Source organism: Phytohabitans aurantiacus (assembly GCF_027923225.1).
GTDB classification, from domain to species: domain Bacteria; phylum Actinomycetota; class Actinomycetes; order Mycobacteriales; family Micromonosporaceae; genus Phytohabitans; species Phytohabitans aurantiacus.
In genome coordinates, this window is sequence record NZ_BSDI01000084.1 from 1 (window position 1) to 23,833 (window position 23,833).

Below are 23,833 nucleotides of genomic sequence, written 5' to 3' on the forward strand. Positions count from 1 at the left end.
CAAACTCTCCAACAAAAACTTGTTAAAAAGAGTATCCCTGACAAAAAATTTGCCAAAGGTTACACACAAACATTGGCACTGGCTTTCAAAGCACCCTGTTGAGTTCTCAAAGAACAAACACACACCAAACCACAAACCCCGGAACTCCGAGGCCCGCCCTTGGGGCACTTGTTTTACTTTACCTGACCGCTTCGTCCCCGTCAAACCGGTGTGACCCGCTTTGTGGATAGAAGGACCAGATTGTCCCTTGCTCGCACGCAGCAGCGTACCGCTGCGTTTTGATCTAGGGATTTGGCAGGCCGGCCGTTGCGACTTTCACGCAACTCGCCCGGTTCCCCGCCGGTCATCTACCTTACCCGGTCGGCTCCGCGTCGCCAAATCGGCTTCCGCACCGCCCGTTTGCGCTAGTTCTGGCCGCTTGCCCGTGTTGGGCGAAGTGTCCGTACCCCGTGCGCAGAGAGAAAGTTACGTGCCCGACCGATCCAGCGTCAAATCGGCGGAGGTTGACCCACGTCACACCGACAACAGCGGTCACACGACCTCGACGCCAGCGAACGTGCGCTTGCCCCGCCTCAGTACCAGGAACCGCCCGTGCAGCAGCGACTCCGCGGACACCACGGCCTCAGCGTCGGTCACCCGCTCGTTGTTGACGTAGGCGCCACCGTCGGCGATCGCCCGGCGTGCCTCGTTCATGCTGCCGACGAGGCCCGAGTCTCGGAGCAGCGCCGCTATCGGGGGCAACTCACCCCGTACACGTGTCAAACCCGCCTCGGACAGCGCGGCCTCCAGCGTGGCCGGGGTGAGATCACCGAGGGATCCCCGCCCGAACAGCGCCTGGCTCGCCGCGACCACCTGAGCCGTCTCGTCCGCACCGTGTACGAGCGTGGTCAGCTCCTCCGCCAGCGCACGCTGCGCGCTTCGCGCGGCCGGGCGCTCGGCGACGTCCTTCTCCAGGAGCTGGATCTCTTCGTGCGGCTTGAAGCTGAAGAACCGCAGGTACCGCGCGACGTCTCGATCGTCCGTATTGACCCAGAACTGGTAGAACGCGTACGGGCTGGTCATGGTCGGGTCGAGCCAGACGGCACCGCCCTCGCTCTTGCCGAACTTCGTGCCGTCCGACTTCGTGACCAGCGGCGTCGTGAACGCGTGGACCGGTCCGCCGCCGCGCCGGCGGATGTAGTCGACGCCAGCGGTGATGTTGCCCCACTGGTCGGAGCCGCCGAACTGCAGCGTGCAGCCGTGCCGCCGGTGCAGCTCGAAGTAGTCGTTGGCCTGCAACAGCTGGTAGCTGAACTCGGTAAAGCTGATGCCCGTCTCCAGGCGCGCCCTGACCACCTCGCGGGCCAGCATCCGGTTTACCGGGAAGTGCTTGCCGACGTCGCGCAGGAACTCGACGACCGACATCGGCCCGGTCCAGTCCAGGTTGTTGACCAAGGTGGCGGCGTTGTCGCCGGTGTAGGTGACGAACGGGGCGAGCTGGTCACGGATGCGCCCCACCCAGCCCTCGATCACCTCGACCGGGTGCAGGCTGCGCTCGCTGGTCTCCCTCGGGTCGCCGATCTGGCCGGTGGCGCCGCCGACCAGCAGCAGCGGGCGGTGCCCGGCGAGCTGCAGCCGCCGCGCGGTCAGCACCTGCATCAGATGGCCGACGTGCAGGCTGGCGGCGGTGGGGTCGAACCCGACGTAGAACGTCGCCGGGGTGCCCAGGTGCTTGCGCAGCTCGTCAAGGTCGGTGGTGTCCTGAAGCAGGCCCCGCCACTGTAGGTCGTCGATCAGATCGGTCACGGTGAGGATTGTCCCTCATAGGCCGGGGCAGCTCGCAGCCGGTTTACGGCGCGGCCGCGGCCCGCACCCGCATGTGGATTTCCACACCTCCCCGCTGCGGTAACCCCCGCTGAGGTCGGCGGTCAACCGCAGAGACTTGGCCTCCGCCGCTTCATACCGTCCCTCTCATGATCCAATCGTTGACGACCCGAATCGGCCGGTGGAGCGCGAACCATCCCTGGGCCGCCATCGCGGTATGGCTCTGCTTCGTGGTGGCCAGCCTGGTCGCCGGGGGCCTGGCCGGCACGGTGAAGGCGACCGCGGAGGACAGCCTGCACGGCGAACTGGCCAGCGCCGACCGCATCGAGCGCTCCGGCGCGTTCCCGGACGAGCCGGCGACCGAGAGCGTGCTGATCGCTGCCCGGACCGGCGACCTCGACATCACCCAAGCACGCGCCGCGGTGGCCGACCTGTCCGACCGGATGCGCGCGCTGCCCGCCGTCGCCGCGGTCGCCGCCCCGGTGACCGCGCCGCACCGCGACGCGCTGTTGGTCGAGGTCGAGATGGCCGGGTCGGCGCAGGACGCCGACGCCAGGGTCGGACCGCTGCTGGAGGTGACCGCTGGGGTCCAGCAGCGGTACCCCGACCTGCGGGTCGAACAGGCCGGCTCCGCTTCGGTGGCCAAGGCGCTGACCGAGACGCTGGAGGCGGACTTCCGCAAGGCCGAGCTGATCAGCGTCCCGGTGGCGCTGGTGATCCTGCTGTTCAGCTTCGGCGCGCTGATCGCCGCCGGCGTACCCGTTGTCCTGGCCCTCACCGCCGTGGCCGGCGCACTGGGCCTGGCCCAACTGGCCTCGCACATCTTCCCCGCCGGGGAACTGGTCAACAGCATCGTCCTGCTCATCGGCATGGCCGTTGGCGTCGACTACTCCCTGTTCTACCTGCGGCGCGAGCGGGAGGAGCGGGCGCGCGGGCGCGACCACCGCGGCGCGGTGGAGACCGCCGCGGCCACGTCCGGCCACGCGGTGCTCGTCTCGGGCATCGCCGTCATGATCGCGATGGCCAGCCTGTACCTCGTCGGCGACAACACGTTCAGCTCGATGGCGACCGGCTCGATCCTGGTGGTCGGGGTGGCGATGCTGGGCTCCCTCACCGTGCTGCCCGCCATCCTCGTCGCGCTCGGGCGATGGGTCGACCGGCCCCGGGTACCGCTGCTCGGCCGGCGCATCCAGCGTGCGGAACGCAACCGGTTCTGGGCGGCGGTGCTGCGGCCCGCGTTGCGTGCCCCGCTGGTCACGTTCGTGCTGTCCGCCGGGGTACTGGTGATCGTCGCCCTCCCCGCCCTGGACATGAACCTCAAGCGGCCGGCGCTGACCGACCTGCCCCGCACCATCCCGGTCCTGCGCACCTACGACCGCCTGGCGCAGGCGTTTCCCAGCAACGACCTCGGCACGAGTCACACCGTCGCGATCCGCACCGGCAACGCCGGCCGCCGGGCCGTCGAGCGCGAGATCGCCAACCTGTCCGCGCGGATCGCCGACGACGGCCTCTTCGCCCACGACCGCAAGCCGGCCGTGCGTACGTCCGGCGACGGCACGGTGTTTCTGGTCACCGTCCGCGTCGCCGGAGCCAGCGACAGCCCGCAAGCACGACAGTCGCTCAGCGAGCTGCGCGACCGGTTACTGCCGCAGACGGTCGGCACGGTCCCGGGTACCGAATGGGCCGTGGCCGGACGGACCGCCAGCGACGCGGATTTCCGCGACCGCGTGGGAGCCGGGTTGCCACTGGTCGTCGCGTTCGTGTTCGGCATGACGTTTCTCGTCATGCTCCTGACGTTCCGGTCGGTGGTGGTCGCGGCGACCTCGATCCTGCTCAACGTGCTCTCCGTAGCGGCCTCCTACGGCCTTCTGGTGCTCGTCTTCCAGCACACCTGGGCCGAGGACCTACTCGGGTTCACCTCCAACGGCGCGGTCGTGTCGTGGCTGCCGCTGATGCTCTTCGTCATCCTCTTTGGACTGTCGATGGACTATCACGTCTTCGTGGTCAGCCGGATCCGTGAGGCGGCGCGGCGCGGCGTGCCGACGAGGCTGGCGATCGAGGAGGGCATCGTGTCGTCGGCGTCGACGGTCAGCAGCGCCGCCATCATCATGGTCGCCGTGTTCGCCATCTTCGCCACGCTGTCGATCGTCGAGTTCAAGCAGCTCGGCGTGGGGCTGGCCGCCGCGATCCTGATCGACGCCACCGTCATCCGCGCGCTCGTGCTGCCCTCGCTCATGCGGCTGCTCGGCGAGGCGAACTGGTGGGCGCCGCGCTTCCTCGCAGGTCGCGGCCGGCCGGTCACCGGCGTCGCTCCCGACGAGGCGGACACGCAGGTCATCGCGCCCGTCCCGATACGGCGCTGATTCAGGACCGCGCGAGCGCGACCCGCAGGTACTCCACGACCTGCGCGGTCGCCTTGCGCGCCGCTTCCAGCGTGCCGGTCATCGTGAAGAACCCGTGCGCCATGCCGTCGTAACGCGTCAGCTCCACGGGTACTCCCGAGGAGCGCAACCGGTCGGCGTACTGCTCGCCCTCGTCGCGCAGCGGGTCGTACTCGGCGGTGAGCACCAGCGCCGGTGGCAGCCCGCTCAGGTCGGCGGCGTTCAGCGGGGAGGCGAGCGGGTCCTCGCCGTCGGCCGGGTCGGCCAGGTAGTGGCCCCAGTACCAGTCGGTGGAGGTGCGGTTGAACATGTACCGGTCGGTGTTTTCTCGCATCGACGGGGTGTCGGAGCCGTAGCGGGTGTTGGGATACACGAGCACCTGTGCCGACAGCGGCAGCCCGCTGGCCCGGGCCATGAGCGTGACCGCGGCGGCCAGGTTGCCGCCCGCGCTGTCGCCGCCGACCGCCAGGCGGCTCGGGTCACCCCCGTACTCCCCCGCGTGCTCGGCCGCCCATCGGGTCGCCGCGTAGCAGTCGTGCGGCGCGGCCGGGAACCGGTGCTCGGGCGCGAGGCGGTAGCCCACCGAGACCACCACGACCTCCGCGCCCGCGCAGAGCCGGCGGCAGACGCCATCGGAGGTGTCCAGGCTGCCGAGCACCCAGCCGCCGCCGAAGAAGTACATGAGCACCGGGAACGGTCCGTCGCCGGTGGGGCGGTAGACGCGTGCGGGCAGCGGGCCGGCCGGGCCGGGAATCGTCAGCTCGGTCACCTCACCGACCGGGTCGGCCTCACCACTGTCCATTGTGATCGCCGCGAGGTCGGCGGCGCGAGCCTCGGCCAGGGTCATCTCGTACAGCGGGCGGGCGCCACCGCGGGCGCGGGCCTCGCGCATGGCGTGCAGTTGCGGGTCGAGGGGCATCGGATCCTCCAGCGAGACTCGACGGCTTCTGCAGCCGCCGACGCTACCGTATGGACACTGACCGATTCCCAGGCAACATCGTCGCACCTCAGGACGGCGCCTTGCAACTGACCGATCTGCACGGCTCGCTGCGCGATCCGTTGCTGGACACCATGAATTTCCTCAACGAGGTGACCGCCCGCTTCCCGGACGCCATCTCGTTCGCCCCCGGCCGCCCGTACGACGAGCCGTTCGACACCGAGGTCATCGCGGGGTACCTGGACGCGTTCGTCAAGCACCGCGGGCTCTCGCGGGACGAGGCGGGCGCGCTGCTGTTCCAGTATGGACGGACGAAGGGTCACATCCACGATCTGGTGGCCGCGACGGTCGCGAACGACGAGGGCATCACGGCGACGCCCGAGTCGGTCGTGGTGACCGTCGGCGCCCAGGAGGGGATGCTGCTGGCGGTCCGCGCGCTCATCCGCGATCCCGATGACGCGCTCCTGGTTGCATCGCCCTGTTATGTGGGTATCACCGGGGTCGCGCGCCTCCTCGACGTGGCCGTGACACCGGTACCGGAAGGGCCGGCCGGCATCGACGCCGGCGCCGTGCGAGCCGCCGCCGCCCGGACACGGACGGCCGGGCGGCGGCCTCGTGCGCTGTACCTGGTGCCGGACTTCGCCAACCCGTCAGGCACGTCGATGCCGCACGCCGCGCGGGAGGAACTGCTCGCGGTCGCCGCCGAGGAAGACCTGTACCTGCTGGAGGACAACCCGTACGGGCTGTTTACCCGCTCAGGCGACCGCCCGCCCACGCTCAAGGCGCTCGACCGGCACCGGCGGGTCGTCTACCTCGGCTCGTTCGCCAAGACCTGCTTCCCGGGCGCCCGCGTCGGATACGTGCTGGCCGATCAGCTGGTCGTCGGGCCGGACGGGTCGACCAGCCTGCTCGCCGACCAGCTGTCGAAGATCAAGAGCATGACCACGGTGAACACGTCGCCGCTCGCGCAGGCCGTCATCGGGGGCATGCTGGTGACGTACGGGTGCCGGTTGCGGTCCGCGAACGCCGAGCGCGTCCAGCGGTACCGGGAACGCCTCGACACGCTCCTCGGCGCGCTGGCACGGCACTTCCCGCCGGGCAGCGGCGTCACCTGGAACGTGCCCGCCGGCGGCTACTTCCTCGTGCTGAGCGTGCCGTTCGCGGCCGGCGAGGCGGCGCTGACGCGCTGTGCCCGCGAGCACGGCGTGCTGTGGACGCCGATGAGCTACTTCTATGTGGACGGTGGCGGCGAGCGGCAGATCCGCCTGTCGTGCAGCTACCTGACGCCCGAGCAGATCTCACTGGGCGTGGCCCGATTGGCTGACTTCATCCGCTCGGTCGGGTGAGCAGGGTCGCGTCCACGTCGCGCAGGCGCGGCCGGCCGGACAGCGCCATCGCGTCTTCGAGCTCGGCCGCCAGCACGCCCAGCACGTCGCGCACCCCGCTCGCACCGCCGCACGCCAATCCCCACAGCACCGGCCGCCCGACCAGGACGGCGCTGGCACCCAACGCGAGCGCCTTCAGCGCGTCGGTGCCGGTGCGCACGCCGCCGTCGAGCAGTACCGGACAGTGGCCGGCGACGGCGTCGAGCACCTCGGGCAGCGCGTCGATGGCGGCAGGGGCGGCGTCGAGCTGCCGGCCGCCGTGGTTGGACACCACGATCCCGGCCACCCCATGCTCCACGGCCAGCCGGGCGTCTTCGGCGGTCAGCACGCCCTTGAGCAGGACCGGCAACCCGGTCAGCCCGCGCAGCCACGCCAGGTCGGCCCAGGTCAGCGTCGGGTCGAACTGCTCGCGGGCGTGCCGTTCGAGCGCGGACGTGCCGGTGTGCGCGTCGTGGGTGGTGGCCATCATGGCGTCGTCGAGGTTGACCGCTGTGATGTCCGGCGGCACGGCGAACCCGTTGCGCCGGTCGCGCAGCCGTCGGCCCACCCGTGGCGTGTCGACGGTCAGCACCAGCGCCCGGTAGCCCAGCGCCTCACCTTGGCGGACCACCTCGGCCAGCAGGTCCCGCCGCCGCAACCAGTACAGCTGGAGCCACAGTGGACCGCTCGCTACGGCGGCGATGTCCTTCAGTGAGCGGCTCGCCAGGATGCTGACCACCATCAGCTGCCCGGCGTCGCCGGCGCCGCGCGCGGTGGCGACCTCGCCGTCCGGGTGCGCCAAGCGGTGAAACGCCGTCGGCGCCACCCCGATAGGCGCGCTCAGCGAAGCGCCGAGCAGGTTGGTGGTGAGGTCGCAGGTTTCGACGTCGACCAGGAAACGCGGGCGCAGTGGGAGCCGCGCGAAGGCGCTGCGGTTGCCGGCGAGCGTCAGCTCTTCACCGCTGCCGCCCCGGATGTAGTCCCACACGTCGGGCGGGAGTCGCCGGCCGGCGGCCGCCTCGAAGTCGGCCAAGCACAGCAGCGGGGCACCGTCCACGCGCCCATCGTGCCACGCGTTTCGGGTCGCCGCACCGGGTGTCGAGCACGCTTCGAGGCGGCCCCGAGAGCGGCTCGGTACGGTCAGGGCATCGACGGCGTGGACGTATGGCTGATCCCGACCGAGGTGCCACCCGACCGGGTCGCGGAGCTGGCGGCGATGCTCGACGGGCACGAGCGCCGCCGCGCCGACGCGCTGGTCCTCTTGCGTCGGCGGATCCGGTACGTCGCCGCGCATGCCGCCGCGCGTGTCCTCATCGGACGGTACCTGGACGTGCCGCCCGGCTCGGTTTCCTTCGCGCGTGGCCCGCACGGCAAGCCGGAGGTGGCCGGCCTGCGCGTCAACCTCTCGCACTCCGGCGATCTGGCCGTGCTCGCCGTCACCTCGCGGCGCCCCGTCGGCGTGGACGTGCAGCGGCTGCTGCCGCACCTCGACGCGCCCCGGATGGCGGCGCGCTACTTCCCGGCCGCTGAAGCGCGGTACGTGGCCGCCGCGGAGCCGGCATCGCGCTTCGCCGAGCTGTGGGCGCGCAAGGAGGCGTGCGTAAAGGCAGCCGGCGGCCGCCTCGTGCCCGGCCTCGCACTCAATGTCCATGATGGAGCGGATGTCGTCTGCCAGAACGGCCACCCCTACCGCTGGCGGGATCTGCCGGCACCCGAGAATTTCCGAGCCGCGGTCGCCGCCGGAGGTTCCGAGGACTTCTCGGTTAGCCAGGGCTGGTTCCGGTTTTTATCGAGCCCTACTGGGTGGACCTTGGATGCCCCGTGCCGGCCCGTGTCAACCAGACAACCCGCTTGTCCGGGTCAGGGCAGTACCAGATCCGACCACCGCCGGTGATCTCATACTGCCACTGCTCGAAGGTACCTCCGTTGACCAATCGAGTGCCCAACTCGCCGCGCAGCGGATGCTGGCGTTCACGATTTTCAGGGTCCGTCGGCCGCGTCGAAAGCACCTCCCACGCCTTGAACAGGGCGTTCGGTACCTGTTGACGCAACTCTTCCCAACCGTCGACCGCGGTTTTGTCCGCGTACTTCAACTCCCAGCCGCCGGGTGGTGGCGGTGGGGCCACGCGGTCACCCCTCTTCGGCGCCACCGTCGTCTCCCCTGGTCGGCATCAGTACGGGTCCGAGGTCGGCATCCAGAGCACGCGACAGTTCCTTGGCAAGACCAGGATCGGCATGGATGGCCGCGGTCTGCTTCCACTCGTGGAGCATTCGACCCAGCGGCGCCCACACGCCGAGGTCGCTACACGCGCGGACTGTCCAGGTCAACTCACGGGCGAACTCGACCTGGTCCTTCTCCGGCAAGAAGTTCGACCACGGCATGGCGATGGCGACGGCGCGGCGGAGGACCTCGGCGCCGGCGTCGCCGCCGATCGCGCTGAGAAGGCGGGCCAAGGCGTCAAGACCGTCCCGGGTCTGTTCCACTCGCGCCTTGCTGACGAGCAGCAGCGGGCTCTCACCGCGGCGCTCCAGCCAGACCTCGCCTGCTTCCTCGACAGCGGCGGCTACCTCCTTCGGGCGCCGCTGAGCTTCACTCCATTGCATCGTCGTCATGAGCCAATGCTGAACTACTTCAGGTATCCCTGACAACAAATTCTATAAAGACCCGCACGATGTGCTGGACAAGACAGATCAACATCTAGGAAGTTTGGCAAGTCCCATACCGTTCATCCCGCTTTGTCCGGTCGAGTTGCCAGTGAGTTCTCGGTCAGCCGGCGGTGGTTCAAGATTGACTCAAGATAGGTCGGCGTCGCCTCGACATCTCCCGGCGCGCCGAGAAGATTCCACGCATGCGCAAACCTCGTCGGACGTTGCTCGTGCTGGCCGCGCTGGCTGGCCTCGTCGCGAGCCTGCTGACACCGGCCGCCGCCCAGGCCGCCTACTACGGCAGCGAAACCAACTACGCCGTCGCGACCAGCGCGCCGACGGGCGCCGATGGCGTCGACTACTTCTGCGCCAGCCACACATACGTCATCGTCTGCGTCATGCCGTACGGCGACAAAATCTACGTCGCCGACCTGAAGAAAGACGACCACGCCGCGGTGGCCGAGTGGATGGTCGAGACCGAACCCGACCCCAGCATCAGGTCCGGCTCGTGCGTCAGCAAGTTGGGCGGCGGCACCTGGGGTCTGTGCAACAAGAACTTTCCCGAGAACAGGACCGCGTACGTCCGCGGAGCCCGCTACAACAGCGGCAACCTGGTCGACCGCGGATTGTCCCGAGAACTCACCACCTGACAAAGGAGTCTTCATACGTCAGCCACGGTTCGTGCAACGACAGGTTCTGGACCAGCTGAAGCTTGGCGAGCCATGGAGATTTTGAGCTACCGCGATGCCCGCCGCGCGCGGACATCGCGGTAGCTCAGATCCCGGTCTTGGTTCTGAACTTGCACTCCAAAGCGTTGTCGATCAAGGCCATGTGCGTGGATCAAGGGCGACTGCACGCGGAAATGTGATCGAACCACATGCATTTGCCCTTGATCGGCCGGGCCGGCCGCGGCTGGCGCGGCGTTGTGTGGCGCGGAGCGGAGCGACGGATCGTGGTGAGAGCCGGTCAGGAGTCGCGTAACGTGCGGCCGGTTTTGGCCAGGAAGACGTCGTCGAGGCTGGGCCGGTGCAACTGGATCGAGCCCAGCTCCACCCGGGCGCCGTCGAGGGTGCGCAGCACCAGCGGGATCGCGGTCGCGCCGTCGTCGACGTACAGCCGTAGGCCGTCCTCGCCGGCCTCCAGCTTGCGCACGTACGCCTCGCCATCCAGCAGCTCGGCGGCCCGCGGCGTGGCACCGTTGAGCCCGACCACGAGCACGTCGCCGGTGATCTCCCGCTTGAGCTGCTCGGGCGAGCCCTCGGTGACGATCTCGCCGTGGTCGATGATGGCGATCCGGTCGCAGAGCGCGTCGGCCTCGTCGAGGTAGTGGGTGGTCAGGAAGATGGTCATTCCCTCGTTGCGCAGCCGCCGCACCTCGTCCCACAGATGGGTGCGGCTCTGCGGATCCAGGCCGGTCGTCGGCTCGTCCAGAAACACGACCTTCGGCTGGTGGATGACGCCCAGCGCGATGTCGACCCGGCGCCGCTGGCCGCCAGAGTAGGTTTTGCACTGCCGGTCGGCGTACTCGGTCAGCTGGAACGCCGAAAGCGCGAGCTCGGCGCGGCGCTGTGCCTCGGCCTTGCTGATTCCGTACATGCGCGCGTGCAGCACCAGCTCCTCGCGCGCCGTGGATTCTCCCCACGTGCTGCCGCCCTGCGCCACGTATCCCACCCGCCGGCGCACCTCGCCCGGGTCGTTGCGCAGGTCCGCACCGGCGATCGTGGCGTCACCGCCGTCCGGGGTGATGAGCGTGGCCAGCATCTGCAGCGTGGTCGTCTTGCCCGCGCCGTTGGGCCCGAGGAAGCCGAAGATCTCGCCTTCGGCGACGTCGAGGTCGACCCCGCGCACAGCCTCCACGACCGTGGCCGCCCGCCGCCTGCCGGTGCGAAACGACTTGCGCAGTCCCTTGGTCGCGATCATTGCCATACCGTACAAGGGTTTGCGGCGGCCGCTCTCGCTCTCCGGTCGAGGATCCCTTGGAACGGATTCGAGGCGCCACAACGCAATCCGTTCGCGGGTTACCGTGTAGCCACTATGGACAGCGTATTGGTGCGGGAGCTGGCCGGGCTGCTGCGCGCGGCCACCGGCGAAGACGAGGGGTGGGCCGCCGCCATCACCGCGGCCAGCCGGCTCGAAGACGATCTCGGGTTGGAGAGCGGCGAGTTGGCCGCGTGGGGTGAGGCGGTGCGCGCCCGGTACGGCGTCGACGTGGTCGGGCACGTGGCCGGGCTCGACCTGGACCAGATCATCACGCTGACCGTCGGCGACGTCGCGGCGCTGGTGAGCCGGTGAGCCGATTCCTCTTCGTCGTGCCTCCGCTCGCCGGGCACGTCAATGCGGCCGGCGCCGTGGCACGGGCGCTGCTCGCGCGCGGTCACGACGTGGCATGGGTCGGCCCCGAGTCGGCGCTGCGGCGCCTGCTCGGTGACGGCGTCACCGTGTACCCGACCGGCATGCGCCCCTACGGTGGCCAGCGCGATCGGGGCGCCCGAGCACTGCGATCGCTGTGGGAAGGGTTTGTGCTGCCGTTCGCGCGGTTCACGCGGCCGGCGGTGGCGCGCGCCGTCGCGGCGTACCGGCCGGACGTCGTCGCCGTCGATCAGCACGCTCTCGCCGGCGCGCTCGTGGCCACCGCCGCGGGCCTGCCGTGGGCGAGCCTCGCTCCACAGTCGATGGAGCTGACCGAGCCGCTGCGCGCCCTGCCCCGCGTCGACGCGTGGATCCGCGCCAACCTCGCCGCCATGTGGTGCGAGGCCGGGCTTCCCGCGGAGGAGTACGTCGACCCGCGTTTCTCCCCGCACCTGGTGCTCGGGTTCACCACACCCGCGCTCACCGGGCCGGCGCCGTTCCCGCCGCACTACGCGCTCGTCGGCCCCGCGCTCGACCATGACCGCCCAGACGAGCCCGACTTCCCGTGGGCGGCGCTCGATCCCCGCCGACGGCTGGTGTTGGTGACGATGGGCACGCTCGCCGAAGACGTGGCCCGCGACTTCTACCCCCGGCTGGTGGCGGCGCTCGCCCCGCTGGGCGACCGGGTGCAGGCGGTCATCGCCGCCGCGCCGCACACCGTGCCCGATCCTCCCCCGCACGTGCTGGTGGTGCCGCGCGCGCCGGTACTGGAACTGCTGCCGCGGGTCGGCGCGGTGATCTGCCACGCCGGTCTGAACACGGTGTGCGAGGCGCTGGCGTACGGGATACCGCTGGTGATGGCGCCCATCAAGCACGACCAGCCGGTGACCGCCGCCCAGGTGGTGGCGGCGGGGGCCGGCGTGCGGGTCCGCTTCGGCCGCTCCCGCCCTGCCGAGCTGCGCGCGGCGCTGACCGAGGTCCTGGATTCCCCGCCCTACCGCGCGGCGGCCGCCCGCGTGGCCGAGTCGTTCGCCGCGGCCGGCGGTGCGGCGGCCGCGGCGATACACCTGGAGCGTCTAGCCACATCGTGATCAGGACTTGAGGACGGCCCGGATCGCGTTCGTCAGCTGGGCGCGGCTGGGCTGGACAGCCAGGTCGAGCCCGGGCGCGCAGCCGATGACGACGGCGCCATCCGGTCGGGTCACGCGCTTGGGTGCGGCGTCGAGGCGCATCTCCTCCGCCGCGGTGGCCAGGATCTCCCCGGCCAGCCCGCACGAGCGGTTGCTGTCGTCGAAGACCACCAGGCGCCCCGTGCGCTCCAGCGACGCCGCGAGGCCCGCCCAGTCGAACGGGTACAGCGAACGCGGGTCGAACACCTCCACCGACACCTCGCCGGCCAGCTCCTCGGCCACGGCCAGCGCGTCGTGCACCAGGTGACCGACCGCCACCACGGTCACGTCGGTGCCGGCCCGCCGCACCAGCCCGACCCCGAGCGGTATCGGTGCCAGGTCGGCGTAGTCGACGTCTTCGCGGATGCCGAGCGCGGGCATCGGCGCGAACACCATCACCGGGTCGTCGTCGCGGATCGCGGTGGTCAGCAGCCCGTACGCGTCGGTGGGGGTGGCCGGTATGACGGTCTTGACGCCCAGGTGCGCGAAGACGCTGTACGGCTGGTCGGAGTGCTGCGCGCCCCACCCGGGCCGCCATCCGGTGCCGGGCAACAGATACGTCACCGGCACCCGGGTCTGCCCGCCGCTCATCAACGCGAACTTGTTGGCCTGGTTGGCGATCTGCTCGATGACAAGCAACAGCAGGAACGGGATCTGGTACTCCACGACGGGTCGCCGGCCAGCCATGGCGGCACCGGTGGCGAAGTTCGTGAAGCCCTGCTCGGACAGCGGCGTCTGCACCACCCGCTGGGGGCCGAACCTGTCGAGCAGCCCGGTGGTCGTCTGGGTCAGCGCGAGATGGATGTCCTCACCCATCACGAACACCGACGGGTCGCGCGCCATCTCGTCGCTGAGGGCGCGGTTCAGCGCTTTCGCGTACGACAGTTTAGGCATGCGACACCCCCGCGCGGACCCGCATCCCGCCGGCGTACAGGTGGTCGAAGGCGTCCAGCGGATCGGGTTGCGGGCTCTCGACCGCGTACCGGACGGCCTCGTCGAGCAGCGTCTCGATCTCCGCGTCGATCCGCTCCCGTTCGCCAGGAGCCACGCGTGAGGCTTGCAGGGCAAGGGGATCGCGCGCCCGCCATCGGGCCACTTCCGCCTCGTCACGGTACCGCAGCCGCATCGTCCGCTCGAACGTGTGGTGCCCCTCGTACCGGTACGTGCTGAACTCCAGAAGCGATGGCCCGCCGCCCGCGCGGGCCCTGCCCACGGCGCCCGCCGCGGCTTCGAGCACGACGTCTGCATCCTGACCGTCCACTGTGTACGCCGGGATGCCGAAGGCCTCGGCCCGGCCGGTGACCGTGCCGGCGATCGCCGTGTCGGCGGGCAGGGTGGTGGCGTAGTAGTTGTTCTCGCACACGAACACGACCGGTACCTGCCACAGCGCGGCCAGGTTGAACGACTCCAGCAGCGCACCCTGGCTCACCGCGCCGTCACCGAAGAAGGAGACCACCACCCGGTCGCTGTCCTGACCGACGGCCCAGGCGACACCGGCGGCGATGGCGGCGCCGTGCCCGACTGTGCCGCTGGCGCCGTACACGCCGACGCTGAAGTCGGACGGGTGGAACGAGCCCGCCCGGCCCCGGTCGATGCCGGTGTCCTTGGCCGCCAGCTCGGCCAGGAACCGGCCCGGGTCGCTGCCCTTGGCGAGCAGGTGGCCGTGGCCGCGGTGGTTGCTGAGCACGATGTCGTCCGGGCGCAGCGCGGCGCACACGCCGGCGGCGACCGCCTCCTGGCCGATGCACGGATGGATGCCGCTGGCGATGTCGCCGGAGCGCACCAGCTCGATGGCGCGCTCCTCGAAGCGGCGGATCAGCCGCATCGTCCTGTACAGCCGGGCCGCGTTCACGGTGTCGCCTTCACCGCTTCGAGGATGCCGTCCCAGAAGCGGTACCGGGCGGCCAGCGCCACGTTGACGGTGTCGGCGCACTGCTGCCACTTGGCATCGTCGTCGCCACACAGGTCGGCGAGCATCTGCATCGCCATCGGGGTGTGCTCCTCGCCGTCGACCTCGATGTGCCGGGCCAGGTAGTCCACGAACGTGTCGAGCTTGGCGCCCTGCTCCTTGACCGCGATCACCTGCGTGAACATGTCGGGGATGAGGTCTTCGCGGCCGAACGCGAACGCCGCCGCCTGGCAGTGCACCGGCGCGCCCTCGATGAACCGCCACGTGGTGCGCACGAAGTCGGCGGCCGCCTCGGGCACCGCGACGCGGGCCAGCGCCGGCAGCGGGTGCACACCGGAACGGACCAGGTCGACGAACCCGTTCACCACCGACGTGTCGGCGCCAGCCTCGGCCATGCCGTCCACATAGAGTTCAAAGTGGCTGATGAAGCCGCCGCGCAGCTCGTCGCTCTCCTCCACCAGCACGATGTCGTTGATGAGCCGGCGGCTGGCGGCCGGACCGGTGGGCACCCACGGCACGCGTACGCAGGTGAGGTTGCGCTGCAACGACTTCAGCAACGACATGAAGTCCCACACGGCGAAGACGTGGTGCTCCATGAACGTGACGATGGCCTCGTGGCTGTTGAGGCTGGCGTACAGCGGATGCGTGACGACGCGCACCCGCGCCTCGTCGACCGCCTTCTCCAGGCGGGTGATTCCGGGGTGGGTCTGACCCCAGTCGTACCGGGACATTGCGAGCCTCACTTCATCGATGTGCGCCAGAGGACGGGGCAGAACTCGGGGTCGGAGTAGTCGGGGTCGCCGCCGGCGTCCCGGCGTACGAGGTGGTCGTGGTTGTAGCGGACCAGCGACCCGTCGTTGAGCACCCGGCGGCGGTACTGGTTGTCACCGTCCTGCAGGTGCAGCGAGATCGCCCGGCGCGGCCGGTCGGAGCGGTTCGGGCCGCTGCCGTGGTAGGTACGGCAGTGGTGGAAGCTCACGTGTCCCTTGGGGATGATCATCGGGATCTTGCGGACCCGTTGACCGTTGTGGCGGGCGTTGTCGTGCAGGAGCTGCTCGAGCTGCGCGGGGTCGCGGTGGGCGAAGTGCCGCGTGGTGCTGTCGTCGGCACCGACCTCGCGCCACAGGTGGCTGCCGTCGACCATCGTGATGGTGCCCATCGACTCGTCGCAGTCGTGAAACGGGATGAAGGCGGTCAGCATCCGGTCGGAGGTACAGGTCTGCCAGTAGTGCCGGTCGAAGTGCCAGGGCACCAGGTTGGTCGGTTCAGCGGCGACCGGCGGCTTGTAGATCAGCGTGGACTGGAACAGCCGGATCTCGTCGGCCTCGGCGAGCCGGGCCGCGACGGCGGCGAGGATGGGCTTGCGCAGTATCGCGGCGATCGGGTCGCTCTCGTAGTGCACGTAGTCGTTGTGCCGCTGCACCTGGCCGGCCGACGGCTCCCAGTACGCGAGCGTCGGTGGGCGGTGCGGCAGGTGGCGGCTGCGCGCCCCGGCGTAGAACGCCTCGCTGGCCTCGACGAGCGTGTCGACCTCGTGGTCGGTGAACAGCTTCTTGGACAGGTACCAGCCGTGCTCGGCGTACCAGCGCACATCCTCGTCGGAGGGGAGCAGCGCCTCTTCCAGCTCGATGGCGGTGACCATTGTGTTCCTTCCGTTCAGGCGGAAGCGCGCGAGCGCTCTTTCGCCTCGTACAGGGCTCGGATGTTGTTGCTGCCGAAGGTGAGCGCCCCGTGCCGCTCGATGAGCTCGAAGAAGAACGTGCGCCGCTCGAACGGCGACTCGGTGAATATCTGGAACATCTCGCCCCAGTGGTCGCGGTCGACCAGTACGCCAGCGGCCCGCAGCGCGTCGACCGGGCGCCCGATCGCGCCGAGGCGCACGCCGATGCCCTCGTAGTAACTGTCTGGTGTGGACAGGAATCGGACGCCGCGATCCGCCAGCTCCTTGACGGCACCGGTGATGTCGGCGGTGCTGAGCGCCAGGTGCTGCACGCCCGCGCCGCCGCCCGCGCGCAGGAAGTCGTCGAGCTGTCCGGAGCGGCGCACCGGATCGGGCGCGACGATGGTAAACGTGACCGCGCCGGACGGGCTCTGCACCACCATCGAGTCCATGGCCGAGCCGCCGATCTCGACGCGCTCGGAGAAGATCTGCTTGAACCCGAAGACCTCCTCGTAGTACCGGACGGTGGGTTCGAGGTCGCCGTCCGGTACGCACAGCGCGGCGTGGTCGATGTCGAGCAGCGGGCCGGCCGGCGGCTGGCCGTCCTCTGTGCTGGCGCCGCGGCGCTCGACGAACCGGTGCGACAGCGATCCCGGGCCGCTCACGGTCGCGGTGACCACCACCGCGTCGTCGCGCCGCCAGGCGGTCGGTGGCGCCATCGGGTTGGCCCCTCGGGACACCGCTTCGGCGTACGCGGCGGTGGCGTCGCTGGTGCGCAGGGCTATGGTCGCCACGGCGTCACCGTGCTGCCGCACGTACGCGGCCGACCCCGCTGTCACCAGCACGCGGATGCCACCCTGGCCGAGCGGCACCGATCGCCACTGCTCGGCAAAGCCCTCTCGCAAGGGCTCGAAGCCGTAGCTGGCGCGCAGCAGGTCCACGGTCGCTTCGACGTCGCCGACCTGGAACTCGACGTGGTCGACGGTACTGATGTCCATCATGGACCTCCGGAGTGGGTCGCGAGTACGAGGCTTGCGTTGTGCCCGCCGAACGCGAACGATGTGGACAGTGCCGTGCGGGCGGCCGCCGGCCGGGCCGCCTTCCGCACGTGGTCCAGGTCGCACTCGGGGTCGGGGTCGTCGAGGTTGTGTGTCGGCGGGAGCAGCCCGTGCCGCAGGGCCAGCGCGGTCGCCGCCGCCTCCACCGCGCCGGCGGCCGCCAGCAGGTGTCCCGTGGCACCCTTGATCGAGCTGACCGCGGGCTCGTGGCCGCCGAACACCGCCCGCAGCGCCCGCGCCTCGGCCACGTCGCCGAGCTTGGTGCCGGTGGCGTGCGCGTTGACATAGTCCACATCGGCTGGTGCCACGCCGGCGTCGGCCAGCGCGCGCCGCATCGACTCGGCCGCGCCGGCGCCGTCCGGCAGGGGCGCCGTCGGGTGGTACGCGTCGGTGGCCACGCCCCAGCCGATGACGTCGGCGTACCCGGGCCGCCCGCGCGCGGCGGCGTGCGCCCGGCGCTCGACCACCAGCACCCCGGCGCCCTCGCCGAGCACGAACCCGTTGCGCCGCCGGTCGAAGGGGCGGCTCGCCTCGGCCGGGTCGGCCCAGCCGGAGGCCAGCGCCCGCGCGTTGGTGAACGTGGTCGCGACCGTCGGCAGCAGCGGCGCGTCGGCACCGCCGCACACCACCACGTCGGCCACGCCGTCGCGGATCAGCCGCAGCGCCTCCGCGACCGCGTACCCGCCGGACGCGCACGCGGTAGAGATGGTGGAGGTGAACCCGCGCACGCCGTGCCGGATGGCGATCCGGGCGGTCGCCATGTTGGGCAGCATGCCGGCCAGCAGGTACGGGGTGACCGCGGTGCGGCCCTGCCGGTGCCGGGCGACCGCCTCGCCCTCGAACATCGTGAGCCCGCCGAAGCTGTTGGCCAGCACCACGGCGGTGCGTGCCGGGTCGGCGTCCCGCCCGATGGCGATCCCCGCGTCACCCAGGGCGGCGTCGGCGGCCGCCATGGCCAGCACCACGAACCGGTCGACGCGGCGCGCCTCGGTCTTCGGCAGCACAGTGGACGGATCGATGTCCGGCGCGATACCCGCCGCGTCGAGCAGGCCCGCCACCGGATGGCCGTCCGGCGGGCGGCGTACCCCCGACCGGCCCTCCCATGCGCCGGCGAGGAACCCGGCGGCGTCGCCGAGCGGCGTCACCAGGCCGATACCGGTGACGCTGGCGCCGTCGCGGGCCGTACGTCTCACGCCGGCGCCGGGTGGGCGGGTGGCCGAGCGGCACCGTCCACGAGCCCCAGCCGCGCGTCGACCTCCGCGGCGAACTCGCCGAGCGTCATGACGGTGAGGCGCTCCATGTCCTCCTCGCCGAACTTGACGCCGTACGCGTCCTCCACGCGCAGCGCCAGCTCGGCGACGGCGAGGGAGTCCAGGTCGACGCCCGCGGGGCCGAAGACGGTGCCGGAGTCGGCGTCGTCCACGTCGAAGTTCATCTGGCGCAGCGCCTCGATGGTGAAAGCCACCACATCGGACATTGGTGTCACCTTTCCTATGAAGAAACAGCGGCCCGCAGGGCGGGAACCGCGCGGATGAGCTTCCCGCTCGACGTGCGCGGCAGCCGGGTCACGACGGTCAACCGGCGGGGCCGCTTGTAAGCGGCGAGCCTGCCGGCCAGCGCCTCCTTCAGCGCCGGCACGCCGGCGGGGTCCTCCAGCACGAGGAACGCCTCGATCGCGCCGTCCCAGGCCACCACGGCCTCGACGACGCCGGGCAGTCCGGTGAGCGCCTGCTCCACCTCGGTCAGGTCGACCTTCAGCCCGCCCACCGACACCTGGGAGTCCAGCCGCCCGCGCACGGTCACCAGACCGGTCGTGGGGTCGACCGTGCCGGCGTCCTTCGTGTAGAGCCAGCCGTCCACCCACCGGCCAGGCTCGGTGAGCCCGACGTACGGGCTCTCGGCGGTGGCCACGAGGAGCTGCCCGGCCTCCTCGCGGACCGCCATGCCGGGGATCGGCCGCAGCGCCGGCCGGTGCTCGGCGAACAGGTCGGTGGCGATGACCCCGACCTCGGTCATCCCGTACATGTTGCCCAGGGGCACCCCGTACCGGTCGGTGAACGCCTGCCGCGCCGCTTGCCGAACCAGCTCGCCGCCGACCGTCATGCGCTTGAGCTGCGGCAGCGGGCGGGCTGACCCGGCGGTCAGGAACGGCAGGTGGGTGGGAACGCCGAGCACCGTGGCCGGCTCTGGGCCCGACGCCACCGCGCCCAGGATCGCGTCGGTGGTCAGGGCACCTGGCAGCACGATCTGCACGCCGGTCCGCAGCCCGTACAGCAGGCCACCGACCAGACCGAGCACGTGCACCATCGACGCGAGCAGCACGATCCGCTCGCCCGGTTGCGGCGTACCGTCGATCAGCTGGTAGGTCTCCACCTCGGTCACCAGCGCGGCGGCGGTGCGGCCGACCACCTTGGACGGTCCCGTCGAGCCGGAACTCAGCTGCAACAGGGCGTGCTCGGTGCGCGCCGGCTCGCCCGGGTAGGCGGCGATGCTCCCGCCGTCGCTGGCGATGAACTGCGGCGCGATCCGAGCCAGCGCCTGGCTCACCTCGTGCTCGGTGAGCCGGTGGTCCAGCAGCGACACCTGGGCACCGACCCGCCAGGCGGCGAGCAGGTTGACCACGTACTCGAGGCCGGGCGACATCCGCAGGCCGACCGCGCCGCCCGGGCGCAGGCCGACCTCACGGAACTCGCGAGCGCGCTCGGCGGCCAGCCTCCGCAGCGCGCCGACCGTCACCGGCTCGCGGCGGCGCAGCCACACGTCGCCATCCAGCCCGGTGAGCAGGTAACCGTCGACCCACTCCCCGTCAAACGGGTCGACAGTAATATCAGACGGCTTGCCAATGCGCACGGGTCCACCCAGAGAATTGTCGTGGTAATACGGCAACTGGATGGAACGCTAACAGCGCAATTCCTCGCTAGCAATGGCCGGCCAACCATTTACGAGGCGTTTGTTAATCAATTACTAGGGCAGATCAACTCCATTTCTAGCGGACGCCTAGCTGATCGAGAAGTTGCACCAGCCCGTCTGTGCGCGGAGCGACCTCGAGCACCGGATCGTCGGCGAGGATCGCCTGTTGCAGCAGGTGCAGCCGCTTGGACGGCTCCAGACCGAGCTCCTCGGTCATCGTGTGCCGCAGTTGCTGGAATACCCGCAGCGCCTCCTGCCGCCGGCCGCTACGGTGCAGCGCCACCATGAACTGCGCGTGCAGGTTTTCGTGCAGCCGGTGCTCGGCCATCATGCCGGCAAGATCGGAGAGCACCTCCTGGTGCCGGCCGAGCCGCAATTGCGCCTCGATGCCCTGCTCGATCGTGGTGAGCCGGGATTCTTCCAACCGTTTGATCTGTGGCTGGAGCAGCGGCCCGGCCCGCACGTCGCTGAGCGCCGGCCCGCGCCACAGGTACTGCGCCTTGAGCAGCAGCTCGGCGGCGGCCGCGTTCTGGCCGGCGGCGAGAGCCTGCCGGCCCTCGGCCGCCAACTGCTGGTAGCGGTGCAGGTCGAAGTCGTCGGTGGCACCAAGGAAGGCGTATCCGCCAGGCACGGTGACCAGGACGCTCTTGGCGACCACCGAGGTGGCGACCGAAAGCGCCGCGCCGAAGAGCTTGCGTAGGTGCAGCACGTACGTCTGCAGGGTCGTGAGCGCGCTGGCCGGCGGCTCGTGACCCCACAGCTCCTGGATGAGTGCCGTGACCGGCACCGTCTGGTTGGCCTGCAGGAGCAGCAGGGCGAGTACCGAGCGCGGCTTGGGGGCGGTGGGCGTCGCGGATGCGTCGCCGCGCATGAGGGTCAATGGCCCAAGAATCCGAATTTCCAGGCCATCACCCGAAGGATTAGACATTGACGGGGACCTCCATGGAACAAGTGCATTCACGTGCGGGAGCGCCGTGGATCGCACGGTCACGATCAAGAATCTACCGGAAACTCGGCAGGGTTCTGCCAGAGAAGCGACCCATTCATCTCGACAGATGGGCGATGTTCTTTGGCTGATCGAGGAAGTAGTGCGTTACCCGGCGCATCAGGTGAATAACGGAGGTCTTCCGACTCTGTCGGGATTTTGGGACAGGCGCCGCTATGCGCCGGTAACGGCGAGATGGCGCTGCCGCATCAGGAACTTGCGCACCTTGCCGGTCGGCCCGACCACGATCTCGCCCTCCGGCACGACCACGATGCGGCGCAGCGTGGCCGCGGCCGGCTCGCCCAGCGCCTCGCGCACCGCCGGGGCGCGGTCGACATCGGGGTCGGCGCCGGCGGCCAGCATCAGCAGCACGTCTGTCACGACCTGGTCAGCTTCGCGGCCGGCGACGACCGTGCAGTCGCGCACGTCCGGGCAGCCGACCAGGATGCGTTCCTCCGACATCGCCGTGTACAGCCAGCGGCCGCCGCCCAGATCCACGGCGTCGACGGCCCGGTCCACGTGGTAGTACCAGCCGTCGGCGTCGCGGTACATGAGGTCGCCGGTCAGGTACCAGCCGCGGAACCGGGTCCGGTAGGTGGTGACCGAGTCGTTCCAGTACCCGGGCGCCAGCGTCGGCGACTTCAGCGCCACGTGCCCGACCGCGCCGACCGGCACCTCCTCGCCCGTGGCGAGGTCGAGCAGCGCCACCTCCGCGAACGGGTACGGTTTGCCCACGCACCGCCCGTAGCGGTCGCTTCCGGGCCGGTGGGTGATGTGAAACGCCGAATGGCCCATCTCGGTCGAGCCGATGCCGTCGATGAACCGCGAGCCCGGAACGTCGACCGGACCCTCCGGTGTGTACTCCGGGTGGCTGCCGGCCGCCACCAGCCGGCGGATGTGCGCCTCGTGCGCGGAGTCACCGGTGTTGAACCACACCCGCACCGAGCTCAGGTCACGCTCGGTCAGGTCGTATCGGGCCAGCTCCGCCCATGTGACAGCGAACCCGAACACCCCCGTCGGGCGCCACCGCTCGATCGCGTCCAGCACCGCGGCACCACTGTGGACGAACTCGCCACCCTGCGCCGACATGTAGAGCAACTCGTACCGGTTGCACAGCGCCTGGTTGACGGTGATGATGCCGGCCGCGTGCGCGGCGGGCAGCACGGACAGCTCACGCACCACACCCGACGGGCGCGGCTCGGTCAGGCGGATGCGGCGCACAGCCGCGAAAAGGCTCGCGTGCGAGTGCACCACCGCCGCCGGTACCCGGGTGGTGCCCGACGAGTGCGTGATGGCGACCGGGTCGTCGGCATGGTGCCGGTAGTGCGCGGGCGCCTTCGCCGGGTCGCCGCCGCCGGTCTCGGCCGCGTCGACATGCCCGAGGCCGCCCAGCTCCAGATCCTCGTCACCCAGCAGCGCCCGGTGTGCCGAGTCGGTGATGACGCCGACCGCGCGGAGGCGGCGCACGAACGGCACCGCGTACTCGCCGGGCATGTTGCCGTTCATCAGTGCGGGGATCGCGCCGAGCCGGGCGAGCGCGAGGAAGTTCAGGAAGCAGTCGGCCGCCGACGTGACGAAGACCGCCACCGGGTCGCGCGGCTGGACACCGCGCTCGTGCAGCCAGGCCGCGCGCGCCGCGACACGCTCGTCGAGTACTCCCAACGTCAGCGCGGTCCACGGTGGACGGCCGTCGACGGCGGTGTCGAACGTGATACCCGGGCCGTCCGGCGCCGCGCCGTGCTCGCGCAGCTTCAGCAGGACGTTGCCGGCGCCCAGCTCGGGGTCGGCGGCCAGCGCGGCACGAAGATTCTTGGCGGTCACGGGTGCACTCCTGTCGTGGCTCTAGCGGACGGTGCGGGATCTCTAGCGGACGGTGCGGGCGAACAGGCGGGCGGACCACAGCACGGTGGCGACGGCGAGCGCGGCGACGATGAGCATGCTCCGCCACACCGACGGGTCGCCGATGTCACCGGCGAACAGCGCGCGCATCCCGTTCGTGGCCCAGTAGAAGGGATTCCAGTCCGAGACCCGCTGGATCCACATCGGCGCCAGCGCCACGGGCAGCAGCACCCCGGCGAGCAGCGCGACCGGTTGCGCCACCGTGTTGATGACCGGGCCGAGCGACGCCTCGTTGCGCACCAGGAGCGTCGCGTCGTACGAGATCGCCGTCGTCATCAACGCGATCAGCGCCAGCAGCACGAAGGCGAGCACGACGTCCAGCACGCCCACCGACAGTCCGAAGGGGATCGCGAGCACCGTCACGATGATCGCCTGCACCAGCAGCGAGGTCACGTCGCGCAGGGCACGTCCTAGCAGCAGCGCCGCCCGGCTGACCGGGGTGACGCGGGCCCGCTCGATGACACCAGCCCGGATCTCGGCCAGCAGCCCGAAGCCGGTGAACAGGCCACCGTAGAGGGCCATCACGACGAGCAGGCCGGGCACGTAGATGCGGTACGCGTCGGCGTAGCTGTTCGCACCCATCGACGCCAGCGCCGGCTTGAGCATCGGGGCGAACAGCAGCAGGTAGGTCAGCGGCTGCGCCAGTCCAAACAGGAGCCACGTGCGGCTGCGCAGCATCAGCCGCATCTGCTGCTGGTACACCAACCAGGTGTCGCGGGCGAGTTTCACGGCAGCAGGCTAGGCCGCCGACAACGGCGTCAAC

The 23,833-nt window shown here is 70.4% G+C and carries 22 protein-coding genes; 6 read left to right on the forward strand and 16 right to left on the reverse strand.

Features of this window, described 5'->3' with window-relative positions:
* Nucleotides 1-531: 531 nt before the first annotated feature.
* Nucleotides 532-1,785 carry a tyrosine--tRNA ligase gene (tyrS, locus tag QMG73_RS43205; protein ID WP_281905556.1) on the reverse strand — a complete coding sequence of 418 codons (1,254 nt, stop codon included), beginning with the start codon at nt 1,783-1,785 and terminating at the stop codon, nt 532-534.
* A 167-nt stretch (nt 1,786-1,952) separates the two neighbouring features.
* Here tyrS and QMG73_RS43210 point away from each other — a divergent pair, with 167 nt between their 5' ends.
* Nucleotides 1,953-4,166, forward strand: coding sequence for an MMPL family transporter (locus QMG73_RS43210; RefSeq protein ID WP_281905558.1), 2,214 nt, complete (start codon nt 1,953-1,955; stop codon nt 4,164-4,166).
* Between the two features lies 1 nt (nt 4,167).
* Here the strand turns inward: QMG73_RS43210 and QMG73_RS43215 are convergent, their stop codons facing one another.
* Nucleotides 4,168-5,103: an alpha/beta hydrolase gene (locus tag QMG73_RS43215; RefSeq protein WP_281905560.1), complete on the reverse strand. Its 936-nt coding sequence runs from the start codon at nt 5,101-5,103 to the stop codon at nt 4,168-4,170.
* Between the two features lie 50 nt (nt 5,104-5,153).
* Between QMG73_RS43215 and QMG73_RS43220 the strand changes: the two genes are divergently transcribed.
* Nucleotides 5,154-6,467 (forward strand): aminotransferase-like domain-containing protein, encoded by a 1,314-nt coding sequence (locus QMG73_RS43220; protein ID WP_281905562.1) that lies wholly within the window; start codon nt 5,154-5,156, stop codon nt 6,465-6,467.
* On the opposite strand, the gene QMG73_RS43225 is transcribed toward QMG73_RS43220, so the two are convergent.
* Complete coding sequence (locus QMG73_RS43225) at nt 6,448-7,542, reverse strand: alpha-hydroxy acid oxidase (protein ID WP_281905565.1); 1,095 nt, start codon at nt 7,540-7,542, stop codon at nt 6,448-6,450. The two genes, QMG73_RS43220 and QMG73_RS43225, sit on opposite strands and share 20 nt — an antisense overlap.
* A 99-nt stretch (nt 7,543-7,641) precedes the next feature.
* Here QMG73_RS43225 and QMG73_RS43230 point away from each other — a divergent pair, with 99 nt between their 5' ends.
* Complete coding sequence (locus QMG73_RS43230) at nt 7,642-8,379, forward strand: 4'-phosphopantetheinyl transferase family protein (protein ID WP_281905567.1); 738 nt, start codon at nt 7,642-7,644, stop codon at nt 8,377-8,379.
* 236 nt (nt 8,380-8,615) lie between these two features.
* On the opposite strand, the gene QMG73_RS43235 is transcribed toward QMG73_RS43230, so the two are convergent.
* A complete protein-coding gene (locus tag QMG73_RS43235; RefSeq protein WP_281905571.1) occupies nt 8,616-9,098 on the reverse strand; it encodes a hypothetical protein in 483 nt (160 codons plus the stop codon).
* A 236-nt stretch (nt 9,099-9,334) separates the two neighbouring features.
* On the opposite strand from QMG73_RS43235, the gene QMG73_RS43240 reads away from it, so the two are divergent.
* Nucleotides 9,335-9,781, forward strand: coding sequence for a hypothetical protein (locus QMG73_RS43240; RefSeq protein WP_281905574.1), 447 nt, complete (start codon nt 9,335-9,337; stop codon nt 9,779-9,781).
* A gap of 316 nt (nt 9,782-10,097) precedes the next feature.
* Here QMG73_RS43240 and QMG73_RS43245 read toward each other — a convergent pair whose 3' ends face one another.
* Entirely contained in the window at nt 10,098-11,051 is a 954-nt protein-coding gene (locus QMG73_RS43245; RefSeq protein ID WP_281905577.1) for an ATP-binding cassette domain-containing protein, read from the reverse strand.
* Between the two features lie 114 nt (nt 11,052-11,165).
* Here QMG73_RS43245 and QMG73_RS43250 point away from each other — a divergent pair, with 114 nt between their 5' ends.
* Together QMG73_RS43250 and QMG73_RS43255 are read left to right on the forward strand one after the other, a co-directional pair.
* Entirely contained in the window at nt 11,166-11,423 is a 258-nt protein-coding gene (locus QMG73_RS43250; RefSeq protein WP_281905581.1) for a hypothetical protein, read from the forward strand.
* On the forward strand, nt 11,420-12,571 hold the full coding sequence (locus QMG73_RS43255; RefSeq protein ID WP_281905582.1) for a glycosyltransferase: 1,152 nt from the start codon (nt 11,420-11,422) through the stop codon (nt 12,569-12,571). Before QMG73_RS43250 ends, QMG73_RS43255 begins: the two co-directional genes overlap by 4 nt.
* On the opposite strand, the gene QMG73_RS43260 is transcribed toward QMG73_RS43255, so the two are convergent.
* From QMG73_RS43260 to QMG73_RS43310, 11 genes are all read right to left on the reverse strand, one after another.
* Nucleotides 12,572-13,543, reverse strand: coding sequence for an alpha-ketoacid dehydrogenase subunit beta (locus QMG73_RS43260; RefSeq protein WP_281905584.1), 972 nt, complete (start codon nt 13,541-13,543; stop codon nt 12,572-12,574).
* Nucleotides 13,536-14,474 carry a thiamine pyrophosphate-dependent dehydrogenase E1 component subunit alpha gene (locus QMG73_RS43265; protein WP_281905650.1) on the reverse strand — a complete coding sequence of 313 codons (939 nt, stop codon included), beginning with the start codon at nt 14,472-14,474 and terminating at the stop codon, nt 13,536-13,538. The genes QMG73_RS43260 and QMG73_RS43265 overlap by 8 nt, the downstream gene beginning before the upstream one ends.
* 23 nt (nt 14,475-14,497) lie before the next feature.
* Nucleotides 14,498-15,289, reverse strand: coding sequence for a DUF3050 domain-containing protein (locus QMG73_RS43270; protein ID WP_281905587.1), 792 nt, complete (start codon nt 15,287-15,289; stop codon nt 14,498-14,500).
* An 8-nt stretch (nt 15,290-15,297) separates the two neighbouring features.
* On the reverse strand, nt 15,298-16,200 hold the full coding sequence (locus QMG73_RS43275; RefSeq protein WP_281905589.1) for a phytanoyl-CoA dioxygenase family protein: 903 nt from the start codon (nt 16,198-16,200) through the stop codon (nt 15,298-15,300).
* A gap of 14 nt (nt 16,201-16,214) precedes the next feature.
* Complete coding sequence (gene hppD / locus QMG73_RS43280) at nt 16,215-17,216, reverse strand: 4-hydroxyphenylpyruvate dioxygenase (protein ID WP_281905652.1); 1,002 nt, start codon at nt 17,214-17,216, stop codon at nt 16,215-16,217.
* Nucleotides 17,216-18,469 (reverse strand): beta-ketoacyl-[acyl-carrier-protein] synthase family protein, encoded by a 1,254-nt coding sequence (locus tag QMG73_RS43285; RefSeq protein WP_407676942.1) that lies wholly within the window; start codon nt 18,467-18,469, stop codon nt 17,216-17,218. The genes hppD and QMG73_RS43285 overlap by 1 nt, the downstream gene beginning before the upstream one ends.
* Nucleotides 18,466-18,753, reverse strand: coding sequence for a phosphopantetheine-binding protein (locus QMG73_RS43290; protein WP_281905591.1), 288 nt, complete (start codon nt 18,751-18,753; stop codon nt 18,466-18,468). The genes QMG73_RS43285 and QMG73_RS43290 overlap by 4 nt, the downstream gene beginning before the upstream one ends.
* 14 nt (nt 18,754-18,767) lie before the next feature.
* Nucleotides 18,768-20,126 carry a class I adenylate-forming enzyme family protein gene (locus tag QMG73_RS43295; RefSeq protein WP_407676943.1) on the reverse strand — a complete coding sequence of 453 codons (1,359 nt, stop codon included), beginning with the start codon at nt 20,124-20,126 and terminating at the stop codon, nt 18,768-18,770.
* A gap of 136 nt (nt 20,127-20,262) precedes the next feature.
* Nucleotides 20,263-21,057 (reverse strand): AfsR/SARP family transcriptional regulator, encoded by a 795-nt coding sequence (locus tag QMG73_RS43300; protein WP_281905656.1) that lies wholly within the window; start codon nt 21,055-21,057, stop codon nt 20,263-20,265.
* A gap of 288 nt (nt 21,058-21,345) precedes the next feature.
* Entirely contained in the window at nt 21,346-22,992 is a 1,647-nt protein-coding gene (locus tag QMG73_RS43305) for a class I adenylate-forming enzyme family protein (RefSeq protein WP_281905594.1), read from the reverse strand.
* 42 nt (nt 22,993-23,034) lie between these two features.
* Nucleotides 23,035-23,799, reverse strand: a complete 765-nt coding sequence (locus tag QMG73_RS43310) for an ABC transporter permease (protein ID WP_281905598.1) — start codon at nt 23,797-23,799, stop codon at nt 23,035-23,037.
* Nucleotides 23,800-23,833: the final 34 nt, after the last annotated feature.

Coding starts and splice junctions, on each gene's coding strand:
- QMG73_RS43210 (WP_281905558.1), top strand. CDS start 1,953: ATGATCCAATCGTTGACGACCCGAATCGGCCGGTGGAGCGCGAACCAT.
- QMG73_RS43215 (WP_281905560.1), bottom strand. CDS start 5,103: ATGCCCCTCGACCCGCAACTGCACGCCATGCGCGAGGCCCGCGCCCGC.
- QMG73_RS43220 (WP_281905562.1), top strand. CDS start 5,154: ATGGACACTGACCGATTCCCAGGCAACATCGTCGCACCTCAGGACGGC.
- QMG73_RS43235 (WP_281905571.1), bottom strand. CDS start 9,098: ATGACGACGATGCAATGGAGTGAAGCTCAGCGGCGCCCGAAGGAGGTA.
- QMG73_RS43240 (WP_281905574.1), top strand. CDS start 9,335: ATGCGCAAACCTCGTCGGACGTTGCTCGTGCTGGCCGCGCTGGCTGGC.
- QMG73_RS43245 (WP_281905577.1), bottom strand. CDS start 11,051: ATGATCGCGACCAAGGGACTGCGCAAGTCGTTTCGCACCGGCAGGCGG.
- QMG73_RS43250 (WP_281905581.1), top strand. CDS start 11,166: ATGGACAGCGTATTGGTGCGGGAGCTGGCCGGGCTGCTGCGCGCGGCC.
- QMG73_RS43260 (WP_281905584.1), bottom strand. CDS start 13,543: ATGCCTAAACTGTCGTACGCGAAAGCGCTGAACCGCGCCCTCAGCGAC.
- QMG73_RS43265 (WP_281905650.1), bottom strand. CDS start 14,474: ATGCGGCTGATCCGCCGCTTCGAGGAGCGCGCCATCGAGCTGGTGCGC.
- QMG73_RS43270 (WP_281905587.1), bottom strand. CDS start 15,289: ATGTCCCGGTACGACTGGGGTCAGACCCACCCCGGAATCACCCGCCTG.
- QMG73_RS43275 (WP_281905589.1), bottom strand. CDS start 16,200: ATGGTCACCGCCATCGAGCTGGAAGAGGCGCTGCTCCCCTCCGACGAG.
- hppD (WP_281905652.1), bottom strand. CDS start 17,216: ATGGACATCAGTACCGTCGACCACGTCGAGTTCCAGGTCGGCGACGTC.
- QMG73_RS43290 (WP_281905591.1), bottom strand. CDS start 18,753: ATGTCCGATGTGGTGGCTTTCACCATCGAGGCGCTGCGCCAGATGAAC.
- QMG73_RS43300 (WP_281905656.1), bottom strand. CDS start 21,057: ATGCGCGGCGACGCATCCGCGACGCCCACCGCCCCCAAGCCGCGCTCG.